Annotated in this window: 12 protein-coding genes; 9 read left to right on the top strand and 3 right to left on the bottom strand. The window is 52.8% G+C overall.

Translation table 11 applies throughout. From position 1 onward, the window contains the following. Nucleotides 1-38 precede the first annotated feature (38 nt). Nucleotides 39-860, bottom strand: coding sequence for a CheR family methyltransferase (locus JFL75_RS13410; RefSeq protein ID WP_215627180.1), 822 nt, complete (start codon nucleotides 858-860; stop codon nucleotides 39-41). Nucleotides 861-1,157: 297 nt separating this feature from the next. On the opposite strand from JFL75_RS13410, the gene pyrG reads away from it, so the two are divergent. The 5 genes from pyrG (at nucleotide 1,158) to JFL75_RS13385 (ending at nucleotide 7,017) form a co-directional block, all read left to right on the top strand. Further along, nucleotides 1,158-2,792 carry a CTP synthase gene (gene pyrG / locus JFL75_RS13405; RefSeq protein ID WP_215627179.1) on the top strand — a complete coding sequence of 545 codons (1,635 nt, stop codon included), beginning with the start codon at nucleotides 1,158-1,160 and terminating at the stop codon, nucleotides 2,790-2,792. An 8-nt stretch (nucleotides 2,793-2,800) separates the two neighbouring features. Further along, entirely contained in the window at nucleotides 2,801-3,379 is a 579-nt protein-coding gene (lptC, locus tag JFL75_RS13400; protein WP_215627178.1) for an LPS export ABC transporter periplasmic protein LptC, read from the top strand. Further along, entirely contained in the window at nucleotides 3,376-3,987 is a 612-nt protein-coding gene (locus tag JFL75_RS13395) for an LptA/OstA family protein (RefSeq protein WP_223292654.1), read from the top strand. The genes lptC and JFL75_RS13395 overlap by 4 nt, the downstream gene beginning before the upstream one ends. Nucleotides 3,988-3,989: 2 nt before the next feature. Beyond that, nucleotides 3,990-4,730, top strand: a complete 741-nt coding sequence (gene lptB / locus JFL75_RS13390) for an LPS export ABC transporter ATP-binding protein (protein ID WP_215627177.1) — start codon at nucleotides 3,990-3,992, stop codon at nucleotides 4,728-4,730. Between the two features lie 391 nt (nucleotides 4,731-5,121). Beyond that, nucleotides 5,122-7,017, top strand: coding sequence for an FAD-dependent oxidoreductase (locus tag JFL75_RS13385; protein WP_215627176.1), 1,896 nt, complete (start codon nucleotides 5,122-5,124; stop codon nucleotides 7,015-7,017). Between the two features lie 49 nt (nucleotides 7,018-7,066). Here JFL75_RS13385 and JFL75_RS13380 read toward each other — a convergent pair whose 3' ends face one another. Together JFL75_RS13380 and JFL75_RS13375 are read right to left on the bottom strand one after the other, a co-directional pair. Further along, nucleotides 7,067-7,762, bottom strand: coding sequence for a response regulator transcription factor (locus JFL75_RS13380; protein WP_215627175.1), 696 nt, complete (start codon nucleotides 7,760-7,762; stop codon nucleotides 7,067-7,069). Further along, on the bottom strand, nucleotides 7,740-9,209 hold the full coding sequence (locus JFL75_RS13375; protein ID WP_215627174.1) for a sensor histidine kinase: 1,470 nt from the start codon (nucleotides 9,207-9,209) through the stop codon (nucleotides 7,740-7,742). The genes JFL75_RS13380 and JFL75_RS13375 overlap by 23 nt, the downstream gene beginning before the upstream one ends. A gap of 364 nt (nucleotides 9,210-9,573) precedes the next feature. Here JFL75_RS13375 and JFL75_RS13370 point away from each other — a divergent pair, with 364 nt between their 5' ends. The 4 genes from JFL75_RS13370 (at nucleotide 9,574) to JFL75_RS13355 (ending at nucleotide 15,483) form a co-directional block, all read left to right on the top strand. After that, complete coding sequence (locus JFL75_RS13370) at nucleotides 9,574-10,494, top strand: efflux RND transporter periplasmic adaptor subunit (RefSeq protein WP_215627173.1); 921 nt, start codon at nucleotides 9,574-9,576, stop codon at nucleotides 10,492-10,494. Then, a complete protein-coding gene (locus JFL75_RS13365) occupies nucleotides 10,491-13,640 on the top strand; it encodes an efflux RND transporter permease subunit (RefSeq protein WP_215627172.1) in 3,150 nt (1,049 codons plus the stop codon). Before JFL75_RS13370 ends, JFL75_RS13365 begins: the two co-directional genes overlap by 4 nt. A gap of 1 nt (nucleotide 13,641) precedes the next feature. Beyond that, on the top strand, nucleotides 13,642-13,926 hold the full coding sequence (locus JFL75_RS13360) for a PG0541 family transporter-associated protein (RefSeq protein ID WP_215627171.1): 285 nt from the start codon (nucleotides 13,642-13,644) through the stop codon (nucleotides 13,924-13,926). A 276-nt stretch (nucleotides 13,927-14,202) separates the two neighbouring features. Then, the gene (locus JFL75_RS13355; RefSeq protein ID WP_215627170.1) at nucleotides 14,203-15,483 is read left to right on the top strand and encodes a TolC family protein; all 1,281 of its coding nucleotides are present in this window, start codon (nucleotides 14,203-14,205) and stop codon (nucleotides 15,481-15,483) included. Nucleotides 15,484-15,547 lie beyond the last annotated feature (64 nt).

Raw genomic sequence — 15,547 nt, 5'->3', positions numbered from 1 at the left:
TTCCGCCCGAGTCAGTACCGGGAATCCGGGTTTTCCCTCTATATATACTTCCTGTACAGGGTAGCCCACTGGGTTTTGACAAATTCAAATTTCGTGTCCATACCAAACAGGGATTCGGAATGTCCGATAAACAGGAACGATTTTGGCGCCATGGCTTCCCAGAAACGGTTGACCGCGGCGGTCTGGGCCGCTTCATCGAAATAAATGAGCACGTTTCTGCAGAAAACCACATCCATTCCCCGGAGGCCGGAATCGTTTTTAAGATTGTGGTAATCGAACCGTATCCGCGACTTAATGTCGTCGTGGACTTTATAGCCCCCGTCTACTTTATCGAAATACTTTTTGAGGTAATTGTCGGGGATTCCCACGATACGGCTGTCCGCGTAAAATCCTTCTTTTCCAACCATCAGGGATTTAAGGCTTATATCACTGGCGACAATTTCGACTTTCCATGGGGGAGGGAGTATTTCCTGCATAAGCATGGCAATGGTATAGGGTTCTTCCCCGGTGGAACAGCCGGCGCTCCATATTTTTATCGTGAAATTACCGCTGCTTTTTTTGATGTTCATTACTTCAGGGATGACAAAATTCTCCAGGGCGTCGAAATGGGCCTGGTTGCGGAAGAACCGCGTCAGGTTTGTGGTAATTGAATCAAGGAAATTCTTGAGTTCTTCCTTGTCTTTGCTGATTATATCGTAATATGCCCGTACGGTTTCGACCCCATTTCCCCTGAGTCGTTCCTTAAGCCTGCTTTCCAGTATGGAACGGTTTGTGCTGGTAAAATGGATACCGCTTTCGTTGTAAATGAGGTTCCGGTACATATCAAAGTCGGCATCGGTAAAGAATACATCATCCGCCATATTACTACTTTAAGTATTCCGCGGATAACTGTCAATCAAAACTTACAGTGTATCCGCATTATATGTGATCCGGCGCCGCTGCATGGTGAAGACGGAACGAGGGGTCCTGCCGTAGGATATGGGGATTTGGCTCCTCAGCGGCCTAAAGGCCTCGAAAGTCGCTCAAATCCCATATTCTGCGTCAGGACCCCCGAACCGTTTTTCACACCATGCTTCTGTGAAATATTTACCCGGTATACAGCGGATACCCCGTGATGGCGTTGACGAAGACTTCACGACTGGAGATAATCTATTTACATGAATAAGTATATTTTTGTCACAGGCGGCGTATGCTCAAGCTTAGGCAAGGGTGTAGCTGCCTCTTCTTTAGGCGCACTGCTTGAAGGAAGGGGTCTCAATGTCCGTATGGTAAAATGTGATCCCTATATCAATGTTGATGCCGGTACCATGAGTCCGTATCAGCACGGGGAAGTCTACGTCACCGATGACGGCGCGGAAACGGATCTCGATCTCGGGAATTACGCCCGGTTTACCTCCGGTCCCCTGTCACAGGCGAATTCCATAACCACCGGCCAGGTGTACGAATCGGTAATCCGAAAGGAACGGGAAGGCCGCTACTTGGGGCGGACAGTCCAGGTTATTCCCCATATAACCGATGAAATCAAAGGCCGTATCCTGGCGGTGGGGAAGGAAGATCCCGATACGGATGTGGTAATCATCGAGATCGGCGGGACCGTAGGGGACATTGAATCGATTCCCTTCCTGGAGGCCGCCCGGCAGCTTATTCATGAACTGGGCCGGGAAAACGCTATTTCGGTCCATCTGACCCTGGTTCCCGAAGTGGCCGGGGGGGAACTCAAGACCAAACCCACCCAGCACTCCGTAAAGGCTATGCAGGAGCAGGGAATCCAGCCGGATGTGCTCATCTGCCGGGCGCCGGTGCAGCTCGATGAGTCCACCCGGCGGAAAATTGCCCTTTTTACCAATGTGGCTCCCGACGCGGTCTTTACTTCCTACGATATAGACACTACCATTTATGAAATACCTCTGATTTTTTCCGACCAGCAGCTGGATCTGGTGGTTCTGAAGAAAATGGGGGTCGAGGCCAGGCATGTTAACCTCAGGCCGTGGCGCGCCATGATGGACCAGTTTTCCGCCCGGAAGGGAACCGTCCGGATCGGTATTGTGGGCAAATATATGGACCTCCACGATGCCTATAAATCCGTGTATGAGGCGCTTTTCCACGCGGGGCTGGCCGGCCAGGTCGCGGTGGAACTGGTCAAGATCGATTCCTCGAAACTGGAGGAAGCCGCGTCGGCGGACAGTATCCTCGGCCCCGAAGCCGCCGGCGGCGGGGTTGACGGTGTCCTGGTCCCCGGCGGTTTCGGCCAGCGGGGGATCAACGGCATGGTCAAAGCCGCGGAATGGGCGCGGGTTAACAAGGTTCCGTACCTCGGTATATGCCTGGGGATGCAGATCATGGTGATCGACTGGGCCCGGGGTGTGCTCGGATGGGAAGACGGGGATTCTTCGGAATTCAATCCCGATACCAAACATCCTGTGGTGAGCCTTCTGGAGGAACAGGTGGATGTAAAAAATTACGGTGGAACCATGCGTCTCGGCAAAAGCGAATCCGCGGCCGAGCCGGGGACCCGGATTTTTGCGGCCTACGGGAAAGCCCAGATTTTCGAACGCCACCGCCACCGGTATGAGTTTTCCAATAAATACCGGACCGAAATGGCCGGGTCCGGGCTTCGGATTTCCGCCCTGACCCCCGACGGCAGCCTTGTGGAAGCCGTAGAATGGCCGGACCATCCCTGGGGTGTGGGCGTCCAGTTTCATCCTGAATTTAAATCAAAACCAACCGCGGCGAATCCTCTGTTCCGGGATTTTATCGCGGCGGTCCGGGACCGGAAGCAGTCCCAAGGATAGAAAATCGAATGAAAGGAACCTGGCGCAGCCGGTCCGTATGGAAATTGGCACTCGTTCTGCTCTGCACCGCTGTTTCCTGCACCTTTGATTACGGCACCGGTGAATCCCAGGGCACGGACCAGCCCGATATCATCATGCACGATGTGGAATACGTGCGGGTACGGAACGGCGAGCCCATGGTACGGTTTGAAGCGGAAACCGCGGAACGGTACGAAAAAAAGCAGATCATGGAACTCAGCAGTTTTTCCTTTGAACAGTACAATACGGGCAGCGGCGATGTAAACGCCTCCGGAGAAGCGGGCGCCGCGTCGGTGGAGCTCGACTCCGGGAATGTCCGTCTCCAGGAACGGGTTCTTATAATCGTTGATTCCGAAGATATTACCATTGAAACGGACCGCCTTACCTGGGAGGACAGCAACAGGGTCCTTTCCGGCGGAGAAGATGACGAAGTATCCGTATACCGTGCCGACGGGACTTATATGAACGGCCGCGGATTCAGCGCGGACGCCCGGCGGCGGACCTGGGAGTTTACCTCCGGTATCCAGGGTACCTATGTGCACGAAGATGAAGAAGAGGAAAGCCAGTGAGATCCGCAGCTCTTCTGGCGCTGTATACGCTGCTTTTTCCTGTTCTGATAGCCGCCGATACCTTTACGTTTAAAGCCGACCGCATGACCGGCGGGAGGGCTTCGGGAAAAGAAATCACCGTGCTTACCGGTTCCGCCGAGGTCCAGTCGGATAACCTCATCCTTCAGGCCGACCGTATTGAACTCCAGGGTGACGACAATCAGTTTATTGACTGCATCGGCAATGTCCGGGGCCGGGACGATGAGCAGGGTATCATATTCCGGACGGACCGGCTGCGGTACGACCGTACCCTCAAGATTGCCCGCCTCGAGGGGGATTCAACCCTGGAGGATACGGAGAACGAGGTGGTGGCCAAGGGCCGGTTTATCGAATATGACGATGAATCCGGTACCGCGGTTATCCAGGTTTCGGTCCGTCTTTTCAAGGATACCATGGTATGCCGTTCGGAATACGCCCTGTACCGCCGCAAGGAGAAAACCCTGGACCTTTCGGGCTTTCCCGTGGTCTATAAAAACAGCGATGAATTCCGGGCCGAACGAATCCGGGTGGACCTGGATACCGATGATGTTATCATGGAAGGTTCCGTGTCGGGGTCGATAAGGGAGTAGCGGTGGATTCGATTGACCGTCACGTTCTGCAGGTAACTGATCTCCACAAAAAATTCGGCCGCAAGGAAGTGGTAAAAGGGGTCAGTTTTTCCATGTATAACGGCGAAATAACGGGCCTTTTGGGGCCCAACGGCGCGGGGAAAACGACCATATTTTACATGGTGGTGGGATTTTACCGGCCCACCATGGGAACGGTGAGCCTCAATTCAGAGGATATTACCAGAAAGCCCATGTACCGGCGCGCCCGGGCGGGGATCGCCTACCTGCCCCAGGAAGCGTCTATTTTCAGAAAACTGACCGTGGAACAGAATATCTGGGCTATTATGGAAAGCCGGAAGAATCTGAGCAAGGCGGAAAAAACCCGCCGGGTTGAAGAGCTACTGGAGGAATTCGGTATCGCCAGGATACGGACCCAGTACGGCTATACCCTTTCGGGGGGCGAACGCCGCCGGACCGAGATAGCCCGGGCGCTTGCTTCGGACCCCAAATTCCTGCTTCTGGATGAACCCTTCGCGGGAATCGATCCCATCGCGGTATTTGAGATAAAACAGATAATCCGCCGCCTGGCGGAGCAGGATATCGGTATTCTTATCACCGACCACAACGTCCGGGATACCCTGGAAATCACCACCAATGCCTTTATCATTGCCGAAGGCCGGATTGTCGCTCAGGGGGATAAGGATGAAATCCTCAGGAATGAAATGGTCCGGAAAGTATACCTGGGCAGTGAATTCACGATGTAGCAGGGCACCCGCAGTATATTTGTAATTCAGCACAGAAGCATGGTGTAAATGCGGATCCGGGGGTCCTGTCATGCACAATGGGGTATGGCTCCGTGTCGGCCTGCGGCCTCGAAAGTCGCTCATACCCCATTGTGCATGACACCCCGCGTTACCGTATTCGCACCATGCTTCTGTGCCGCTTCCGGTATACTGCGGGTGTCCTGCCGTGGCGGGGGGCTGGGTGTGGGGGATGGCGCGGCGGCGATAGGTGTTGGTTCTGCTGTTTGGTATTTTTTTATGATGCGGTGTTCTGTATGTATTTCTTAAAGCACAGAATTTAGTATAGTTATATCATTAGAAAAAACGCCCTGTGGGGTCTATCGTTAAAATTGTCTGCTATTGGAGGCTTTTTATGAAGAAACAATTCGTATCCGGTTTGATTATTCTTGCGCTTGCAGCGGCCGTAGCCGGATTTGGGTGTAAAACCACCGGGAAGGGGACGGGGCTTTCCTTTAACCCGGGCACATACGAAGGCACTGCCCAAGGGTTCGGCGGCCCCATTACCGCGGTTGTCACGGTAAACGCGGACAGCATCGTTTCCATTGAGTTTAAGGACCACAGCGAGACGCCGGTTATTTCCGATCCGGCCTTTGAGAAACTTCCCAAAGAAATCATCCAATACCAGACTGCCGGTGTGGACGCGGTGAGCGGATGTACCAATTCCAGCAACGGAATCCTGGGCGCCGTTAAGGCGGCGCTGCTGGCCGCGGGGGCATCCGAAGCCGCGGTTACCCGGGCTCCCGGAACCCAGGTTTCCGCGGGCGGAACGATAAAAAAGACCGCCGATGTGGTTATCATCGGTGCCGGCGGTGCTGGTATGTCCGCGGCGGTGGAAATTATCAACGCCGGGGGATCGGTGATCCTCATCGACAAACGCCCGGCGGTGGGCGGAAACACCCTGCTCGCGGGGAGCGCTATGAACGCCGCTGATCCGGAACGGCAGAAAAGCATTACTATGTCCAGGGAAGAGATGGCGAGAATCGAGGCGATTCTCGCGGAAAAACCCCAGAACGATATGATGAAGTCATGGCAGGATACCCTGGCCCGGGAAATACAGGCGTATAAGGCATCCGGGGCAAACTACCTGTTTGATTCACCGTCCCTGCACAAACTGCAGACCTATATGGACGGCGACTATGTGGGCAACGCGGAGCTTATCAATATTTACGGGGATAAGGCCCTGGATTCGGTGAATTTCCTGACGGATCTCGGAGCCAAGTGGATCCCCCAGATCCAGGCGGCGGTGGGCGCTACCTGGAAACGGAGCCACACCCCGACCACTGATCTCGGTACCCGGGGCGCTTCCTTTGTGCTTCCCCAGGCCAATTACGTCGCGTCCAAAGGCGGTGAAGTAATGCTGGACAGCCGCGCCGAATCCCTGGTTATGTCCGGCGGGCGCTGCACCGGGGTAAAAGGCACCACCAATTCCGGGCAGGCCTTTGAGATAACCGCCAGGAAGGGTGTGATAATCGCCGCCGGAGGTTTCGGCGCCAATATTGAGATGCGGCAGAAATACAACAAGCATTGGCCCACCTTGGATGAATCGGTGCAGACCACCAACGGTCCCCAGGCTACCGGCGACGGTATCGTAATGGCGGAAAAGGCCGGCGCCAATCTCGTGGGCATGGAATGGATCCAGCTTATCCCGACCTACGGCCCCGGGGTGTTTACCCCGTATATCGAAAACCAGATGTACGTCAACCTCAACGGCGACCGCTTCGTCGCCGAGGACGGCCGGCGGGACGTCCTGTCCAAAGCCGCTCTGGAGCAGCCCGGCGCCAAATTCTATATCCTCTCCGACGCGAATACCGTCGTTAACGGTATGACTTCCACGGGAACGAATGTAGATGAACGGGTGGGCAACGGGTATATTTACAAGGCCGCCGCTCTGGAGGATCTGGCCCGGCAGATGAACGTTCCCCTGGCGAACCTTCAGGCCTCAATCCGGCAGTTCAACCAGTCCGTCAGGAACGGCAATGACCCCCTGGGCAGAAGCGTGTTCGACAAGGAGTTCGGGACGCCGCCGTTCTACGCGGGCATAACCAGTCCTATGGTGCACCATACCATGGGCGGTATCGAGATCAACGGGAAAGCCCAGGTTATTGATACCAAGGGAAAAATCATTCCCGGATTGTACGCCGCCGGTGAAACCACCGGGGGTATCCACGGCAGCAACCGCCTCGGCGGAAACGCCATCACCGATGTGGTGACCTTCGGCCGTATCGCCGGCCGGAGTTCCATGGAATAGTGTAATGCTGCACCCCTGCCTTTGGGCGGGGGTGCAAGCTTATCAAAAATCAAATCTTGAACCGGTATCCGGCTCCCCAGACCGTCTCAATATGCGCCGGATTGGCGGGGTCCTTTTCAACTTTTTCCCGGAGCCGGTTTATATGGACCGCAACGGTTTTCAGATCACCGTGCACATCCTCACCCCAGATACGGTCGTACAGGGTTTCCTTGCTGAACACCACCTCGGGGTTGGACATCAGAAAAAGCAGCAGTTCGTATTCTTTGTTGGTATATTCGATTTCCTTGCCATCCACATACACCCGCCGGGCCTGTACGTTTATGCGGAGATTGTCAATTTTGATCTCCTCAGACAGGGCTGTCCGGGCAGCCCTCATTCTGGGCCGTTCGTACTGAGCCAGGTTTGCCTTTACCCGGGCTACCAGTTCGGTGGGTGAGAAGGGCTTTGAGATATAATCATCCGCCCCCAGGCCAAGGCCTCTGACTTTGTCGATTTCCTCGATTCTGGCTGAGACCATAAGGATGGGAATATCGAGGCTTTTTCTGACCCTTCTGCAGATTTCGTACCCATCCATTCCCGGCAGCTGCAGATCTAATAATATCAGATCGTACTCACCGGACAGGGCCTCTTTGAGCCCTGTCTCACCGTCCGCCGCAATCGCCGCGGAGAACCCGTTAATCTCCAGGAAATCCCGTTCCACCGCGGCAATGGAGGGATCATCTTCAATGATCAGAATATTTTTCATCGGTAGTGTCTCCCGCTGCGGCCGGAAAGGTCACTATCACTGAAAGTCCGCCTTCCGGGCCGTTTTCCGCCCGGGCCAAACCGCCCAGGCGTTCTATGATTTTGGCGCTGATCGCCAGGCCCAGGCCGCTTCCCTGACCGGGATTGGTCCTGGATTTATCGCCTCGGTAAAAAATCGCAAACAGTTTATCCAGGGCATCTTCCGGAACCCCCGGGCCGTTGTCGGTGAAAGTAAGTATAACCTCCGGACCTTCCATCCGGCAGGAGACAGTGACAGCGCCTTTTTCCTGGCTGCCGTATTTCAGGCTGTTTTCCATAATATTGGTAAACACATTCCTAAGCTGGATACGGTCCGCGTTGATTTCCGTATCCTGAATATTCTGCGTAATCGTAATCTCAAGTCCTTTCCGGCGGTATTCACCCGAAACAGCGCTGACATATTCCGCAAGCTCATTGCCTATGTTTATTTTTTCCATCCGGAAAGGGAACGCCCCGATATCAAGTTTGGAAAAAAGGAAAAGCTGGGAAACCAAATGTTCCATCTCCCCGGTTTTCTGCTGGATCGTATGCAGGTACCGGTCCCGGGTATCAGAATTTGAAGCGACCCCGGTTAACAGCCCTTCCACATAGGCTTTAATGGATGTCAGGGGAGTCCGAAGATCATGGGAAATACCGGCTATCAGCTCCCGCCGGTTTTCGTCGTCCTTCTGCCGTGCGTTGACCATGTCCAGGAGCTGCCCCGCCATCTCATTAAAGTCAGAGCAGGCCGGTGAAAATTCATCACTGCCCCCGTATTTGATACGGTAGTCCAGGTTGCCGTCCCGGATTTGGTGTACCCCGTAGGTAAGGGTTTCCAGGGGAACCATAATGCTTTTGAATACCATTCTGGTCAGAAGCAGGTTAGTTATCAGTATGATAACCACGGACAGCAGAAACATAAAAAAGAAAACATTGCGGATATACTGCTGGCTTTCCAGGTAATTGCCGGCATCCCGGTAAAGGGAATCGGTATGCATCAGGACAGCGGAATACTCCCCGGAAAAGTCCGCGTACAGCTCAGTGGTATCCTGCGCAAAATAATGGCTCTCCCGCTGGGACAGAACCGTGTCAATTAACGGGTCTTCCCTGAAATCTCCCACAGCGTACAGCAGCTCACTTCCCCGGTAGACGGACAGGGCGACACTGGTTCCTCTGATTCTCCTGCTGAACCGGTCCATATCCGCCGCTATTTGTTCCGTATTACCATGTTCCGCCCAGGTTTTAAGGTGGTCCCGCATATAGGATATTGATGAATAAAACACACGGCTGTCTTCAGCTTTATTGGCATCATTAAAACCGAAGATGCCGTTGAGGATATGCACCGTGGTTCCCGCAATCAATACACTTAGAATTATCGGGATGAGAATCATTAAAATATTCGAAAAAAACAAACGCCGTTTTATGGTCAATCAATGTTCCTCTCTTTCAGTGTACCATAGTTTTGGTAAAAGAAAATAATGGGACCTCTGAAAACCCCGGCTGGGATTCTGGAAGTTCCTTACTATGAATTCTCGCATAGAAAGGTAAAATACGAATCCCAAAAAAGTAAACAATTGGTAAAATCCTGATCGTAAAACAAGATACCGCCTGCCGTAACGTGCCATTTTTTTAACAGCAATTTTACCGTTATTTTACCACCCCTTGGTTTCGATTTTACGCATCCCTCCTACTATTTGAAATACCAGAAAGGGAGCCGGACGCGGCTCGGCTTCTGGAGGCTGTACAGCCTGAAACAGATTACACGAGGTTCTGAGTAACCTGACGGAGGATGTTATGTCAAAGAAAGTAATAATTATTGTATTAGCGGCTGCCGCGGCGGCGGGGCTTGTTTTTGTGCCCTCCATACTGGCGGGAAGTGATACCGGTTCTGATACAACGGTAAATGCCAATGTATCAATGTATTCGGTCCGGGTTGACCAGGCCGCGGAGCAGACTCTCCAGGCCTATCTTGAGATTAACGGGGAGATTGTACCGGAACAGCAGGTGGCGGTGCTTCCCGATGCGGCCGGTAAGGTTGTGTCTGTAAAAATAGATTTGGGATCCGAAGTACGGAAGGGCCAGATCATCGCGGAAATTGATCCTTCAAAACCAGGTACGAGTTACGCCCTCAGCCCGGTGTACGCTCCGATTTCGGGAATCGTCACCGCACCGCCCGCGGCGGTCGGTTCTACGGTAACTACCGCCAGCACGATTGCTACTGTTTCGGCAATGAAAAATTTTGAAATTGAAGCGCTCATTCCCGAACGGGAAGTGGGGCAGCTTACGGAAGGACTCAAGGCCCGGATAACCCTCCAGGCGTTTCCCGGGGAAGTTTTCAGCGCCACGGTAATCCGGGTTTCCCCTGTGGTGGATCCCAACTCACGGACTAAGAAAATCATTCTTTCCTTTGATGTGAACGACAGCAGGATCAATCCCGGAATGTTAGCCCGGGTAAAACTCAATACCCGTACCTATGAGGATGTTGTCACTGTCCCGGCCGAAGCTGTTATAAACGTCAGGGGCTCCAGCTATGTGTATGTCATGGAAGGTATTGACCGTGTGGCTCTGCGGGAAGTGGAAAAGGGTGTGTCCATAGATAATACAACCGAAATCAAATCAGGCCTCTCCGGCGGAGAATCCGTGGTGATCCAGGGACAGCAGTTCCTGACCAACGGCGCGGCGGTGAAGGTTATCGGTACAAGGAGTCAGGCATGAGTATCGCGAAAAAAGTTGTGGGCCGTCCGGTCCTGTGGGCCGTTATCTTCGCGCTTATCGCGATTGTAGGTATTTATCTTGTATCCGGGGTTGCGGTGGATATGTATCCGGAAATCAGTTTTCCACAGCTCTCGGTTACCACCTCGTATCCCGGGGCCGGTCCGGAAACGGTGGAAAAAACGGTTACCAAGCCCCTGGAAGGGAGCCTGGTAAATATCAGCGGCCTCAAAAATATGACCTCCACGTCATCAGAAGGTCTGAGTACCATAACGCTGGAGTTCAACTACGGAACGAACCTGGACAATAAAATAAACGATATCCGTGATAAGCTGGATCAGGTTAAGGAACGGCTGCCGGATGACGCGGGCGCTCCGTCAATTATTCAATTTGATCTTTCCTCCATGCCGATACTCCGGGTGGCTATCCGGGGCGACCGGAGCCAGAATGAACTGCGGGCAATAGCGGAAGATACCATCCAGGACCGTCTCGAGCAGATTGACGGGGTGGCCTCTACCGCGGTTATGGGGGGCCAGTCGGAAATCGTCAAGGTAGAACTGTCCCAGAACCGGCTGGAAGCCTACGGCTTAACGATCACCGGGATTTCCAAGAGTCTGGCGAGCCAGAATATCGAACTGGGGGCGGGTTCCATTATTGACGGTTCCACGAATTACAGCATCAGAACCACCGGAGAATACACTTCTGTCCAGGATATCGGGGAAACCGTGGTGGCGAAATTGAACGGTGCCGATATCAGGCTCCAGGATATCGGGACAGTTTCCATGGGTTATAAAGATGAAACTTCCACCGTATATATCAACGGAGAAAGCGGGGTCTATGTTTCCGTTACAAAACAGAGCGGTACCAACGCGGTAGCCATCGCGGACATGGTGTACGAAAAGCTGGATGAAATCAAAGCTTTGCTCCCCGGCGACATCACTCTGGAAATAACCCAAGACGATACCGTTCAGACCAGGAGTATGATAAATGAACTGGTAAACTCAGCAATACTGGGTGTTATTCTTGCCATGCTGATCCTTTTCATCTTCCTCAGAAACATAAAGAGCACCATCATCGTTGGCATCTCCATTCCGTTTTCGATTTTGGTTACCCTTCTGGTAATGAGCGTAGCCGGGATCACCCTCAATATGATGACCCTCACCGGCCTTATTCTCGGGGTAGGTATGATCGTGGACTCTTCCATTGTAATCCTTGAGAATATTTTCAAGTTCCGGGAACGGGGGGCAAAACCAACTATCGCGGCGGTCCTGGGCAGTCAGGAAGTCATGTCCTCTATTATATCTTCCACATTGACAACCCTCTGTGTGTTTGTTCCCATTCTGCTGTTCAAGAGCCAGCTTGGTATGATCGGGGAATTCTTCCAGGACATGATCCTTACCGTTGGAATCGCCCTGGCGTCGAGTCTCATGGTGGCCATTTTCCTGGTACCGGTTCTGGCGAGCAAATACCTTCCCCTCAATACCCGGTCACAGAAACCCCTTAAGAACAGGGTATTAAAAGGTCTGGACGAAGGTATCGGCAGCGCGCTCAATGCCGTCAACCGGGGATACCGGCGGCTGCTTGACGCGGCCCTGAAACACCGGCTCGCGGCAATAACGGTTATTCTGGCAGCCTTCATAGGAAGCATCTTCGCTCTGGTAAATATGAACATTACCTTGATTCCACCCATGAACGAAGATTCGGTTACCCTCAACATTGAAATGCCTCTGGGAACCACCTATGAAGATACCAGGGCAGTGGTGCTCCAGCTCCAGGAATTTGCCATTGATGAAATTGCCGGGGCCAAAAGCATTATCGCCGATGTGGGCAGTTCCGGCAGATCCATGGATACCGGCGGTACCAATATAGGCTCATTAAGTATCAAGCTCGATCTTGACAACAAAGAGGCGGATACCAGTGAGCAGGTCAAAAACAAACTCCGGGCCCATTTCAATGACTTTCCTAACGCAACCCTTACCTTCGGGCAGGGGATGTCCCGGATGATATCCGGAGCGGACATCGATATGGTTCTGCGGATAGATGATATTGATACCGGTCTGGCCGCCGCCCGGGAGATTACGGATATTATCGAAGCTTATGTGCCTGAACTCACGGAGGTGACCATTGACCTTACCGAAGGGCTTCCCCAGGTAGAAGTAGTCATAGACCGGAACCGGGCGTACAACATGGGACTGTCTGTTAACACTATTGCCAATGAAATTGCGGCCTCCATGAACCGGGTAACCGCCACCACATTCCGGCATTCCGGAAACGAATATTCAGTGGTGCTCATGCTGCAGGATGAGGACCGGAAAAAACTCCCGGACCTGGAACGGATTTTCGTGGCATCCTCCTACGGAACCATGATCCCTCTTTCCAACTTCGCGAGCCTTGAAAAGGGCGTCGGTCCCGTCAGCATCAACCGGGAAAACCAGTCCAGAGTCATCCACATAACCGGTTACATGCTGGAAGGCAACCGGGCGGATGATGTGGAAAATAAGATCAAGGACGCACTGAACGAAAATTTCGTGGTTCCCAACGGGGTGATCATTACCTATGAAGGTTCCTGGGGTGAAATTTCCGATACGGTGAGTACATTTATTCTTATCATCACCCTGGCCGTACTTCTCGTGTTCGGCGTCATGGCCGGCCAGTACGAATCCTTTAAAGACCCCTTGATAAACATGTGCACCATCCCGCTCATGCTCATCGGCGTCATTGCAATCTATTTGATAACCGGCCAGACCATAAGTTCTTTCACCCTTGTTGGGCTTGTTATGCTGGTGGGTATTGTGGTGAACAACGGAATCATCCTGGTGGATTATACGAACCTGCTGGTCAGAAGGGGTATGCCGGTCCGGCAGGCCTGTCTCGACGCCGGTGAATCACGGCTCAGGCCGGTTCTCATGACAACCCTTACGACCATCCTGGGACTCGTTCCTATGGCATTCTTCGGCGGAGAGTCATCCATGATGATCCAGCCCATTGGCCTGACGGTTATCGGAGGACTGACTTCCGCAACCTTTATTACCCTGTTCTTTATTCCGGTGATGTATTCACTTGTCAATGAACATCGGGGAAAAAACAGAAAAATGAAAAAACCGGAAACGGAAATTGCAGAAACAGTCCCTGTTTCTGCGGAGGATTAATATGAAACGGATTGAAATATTTGCCAACCGGTCGGTTCAGGATGAGGTTTTAAAGGGTCTTGAAGAAACGATCACGGACTTCTATTACACCTTGATCCCGGTAGTTAACGGCAGAGGAAAAAGCGAATACCGGCTGGGGACCGCGGTATGGCCGGAGGAAAACTTTATGGTCATCAGTTATATCAATGACGGGGACGCGGCAAAGGCCGCGGAAATTATACAGGGGGTAAAAGAACAATTCCCCGGGGAAGGGATAAAGATATTCTTCCTTAACGGAGAACCGTGACCGCTGTAAGATAATTCATATTTAAAATAATGTTGATACAAAGGGACAATCCGGAATGGTGCGGGGTTTTAAACCATGCATGCTTTTCGGATTGTCCTTTTCCGTTTGCGTCCGTTTCGTAAATCCCGCCGCAGGCAGATCCGATTTTATGATTAGTTTACAAACATTTTACCCATGCTTGGTTTTGATTTAACAAGGCCCGTTTATATTTACCGTATCAGGCTGGGGCCGCAATGGTATTCCCTGCTGAATATTCAGATGGTGAGGTAAATGATAATGAAAAATAAAACTGTATTTTTAGTCTGTGTATTTCTGGTCGGTACCGCCTTCGCGGCAGCAGCCGAATCCCTTGATGTGGAACGGGCGGTGGCTCTTGCATTGGAAAACAACCTTTCCCTCGGCAGGACGAAACTGGAAACGGATGGGAAGAAACGGACCGCCGACCGGTCCTGGAACAGCCTTATCCCAACGGTGACGGCTTCCGGTTCCGTAAGCCACGGAACAAGCCTGACCGGCGATCTGGTTCCGGGCCGGGATGAGTGGACCCCCGGCGTATCCCTTTCAACAAGCTTAAATCTTTCCCCGTCGATCGTTTCCAATATAAACAAGGCGAAAGCCGATTATGAAGCCGGCGTGATTACCTATGAAGCGGCAAAACAGGATCTCGAACTCCAGGTGCGGAAAGCCTTTTACCAGCTCCTGTTACTGAAAGCCAATATCGGACTCACCGAACAAAGTATCGATACCGCCCAGGCACGGTACGATCAGACCGCAAACCTCGCGCGGGTCGGGCAGGCCTCGAGCCTGGATGAACTGTCCGCCCGGGTGGATCTCGAAAACCTTAAACCCAATCTCCGGAGCGCCGAAGCCCGGTACGAAAACGCCCTGGATTCCTTTAAGCAGATCCTCGGGCTGCCGCAGGACGAAGAGATTGCCCTTGAGGGTTTTCTGGACGATGCGGCAGGTACGATCCGGATTGAAGAGATACCCGTAACCGGGGAATCGTATGCAATTGTATCCCTGCGGAAATCCCTGGAAGTTACTGAGGCCCAAAAGAAGGCCGCCTGGAATCAGGCGTATATGCCCAGTTTAAACCTCTCCTGGAACACCGCTCCGACCTATTCCAATAACGATTGGTCTGACAACGGCCAGTTCTCGGTACGGATTTCTTTAAACCTGGACAGCTTCCTTCCCTGGTCATCCTCCCGGGAGCAGATCGATTCCCTCAATGACAGCATCAGCAATTACGAAAGCCGTATCGCCGAAGCGCTGATGAATTCCGGCAATCAGATCCGGCAGTACCAGAGAACCATTGAACAGTCGCTGGAAAATATCGCGGCCCTGCGGCTCAACGCGGAACTCGCCGAACGGACCTATGAGATGTATGAAACATCCTACAGAAACGGCACGGTGGACCTCCAAAGCCTCCGCTCCGCGGGCGACAGCCTGCTCCAAGCCCGGAATAAAATACAGGAAGAACAATACACCCTGCTGTCGTCAATTCTCGATCTTGAAAAAGAAATAAACGTTCCCTTCGGGACGCTTTTAGATATGTAAATCCCTGTTTACAGGCGGTCCCTGTAAACGGGTATACCGGATACCCGGGGCCGGATGCCGGCCT

This window comes from Breznakiella homolactica (assembly GCF_016616095.2).
Classification (GTDB): Bacteria; Spirochaetota; Spirochaetia; order Treponematales; family Breznakiellaceae; genus Breznakiella; species Breznakiella homolactica.
This window is presented reverse-complemented; position numbering and strand designations above follow the sequence as displayed.

What these genes read in the sequence shown, in the direction of transcription:
- JFL75_RS13380 (WP_215627175.1), bottom strand. Translation starts at nt 7,762, where the DNA reads ATGAAAAATATTCTGATCATTGAAGATGATCCCTCCATTGCCGCGGTG.
- JFL75_RS13385 (WP_215627176.1), top strand. Translation starts at nt 5,122, where the DNA reads ATGAAGAAACAATTCGTATCCGGTTTGATTATTCTTGCGCTTGCAGCG.
- JFL75_RS13370 (WP_215627173.1), top strand. Translation starts at nt 9,574, where the DNA reads ATGTCAAAGAAAGTAATAATTATTGTATTAGCGGCTGCCGCGGCGGCG.
- lptC (WP_215627178.1), top strand. Translation starts at nt 2,801, where the DNA reads ATGAAAGGAACCTGGCGCAGCCGGTCCGTATGGAAATTGGCACTCGTT.
- pyrG (WP_215627179.1), top strand. Translation starts at nt 1,158, where the DNA reads ATGAATAAGTATATTTTTGTCACAGGCGGCGTATGCTCAAGCTTAGGC.
- JFL75_RS13355 (WP_215627170.1), top strand. Translation starts at nt 14,203, where the DNA reads ATGAAAAATAAAACTGTATTTTTAGTCTGTGTATTTCTGGTCGGTACC.
- JFL75_RS13365 (WP_215627172.1), top strand. Translation starts at nt 10,491, where the DNA reads ATGAGTATCGCGAAAAAAGTTGTGGGCCGTCCGGTCCTGTGGGCCGTT.
- JFL75_RS13360 (WP_215627171.1), top strand. Translation starts at nt 13,642, where the DNA reads ATGAAACGGATTGAAATATTTGCCAACCGGTCGGTTCAGGATGAGGTT.
- JFL75_RS13410 (WP_215627180.1), bottom strand. Translation starts at nt 860, where the DNA reads ATGGCGGATGATGTATTCTTTACCGATGCCGACTTTGATATGTACCGG.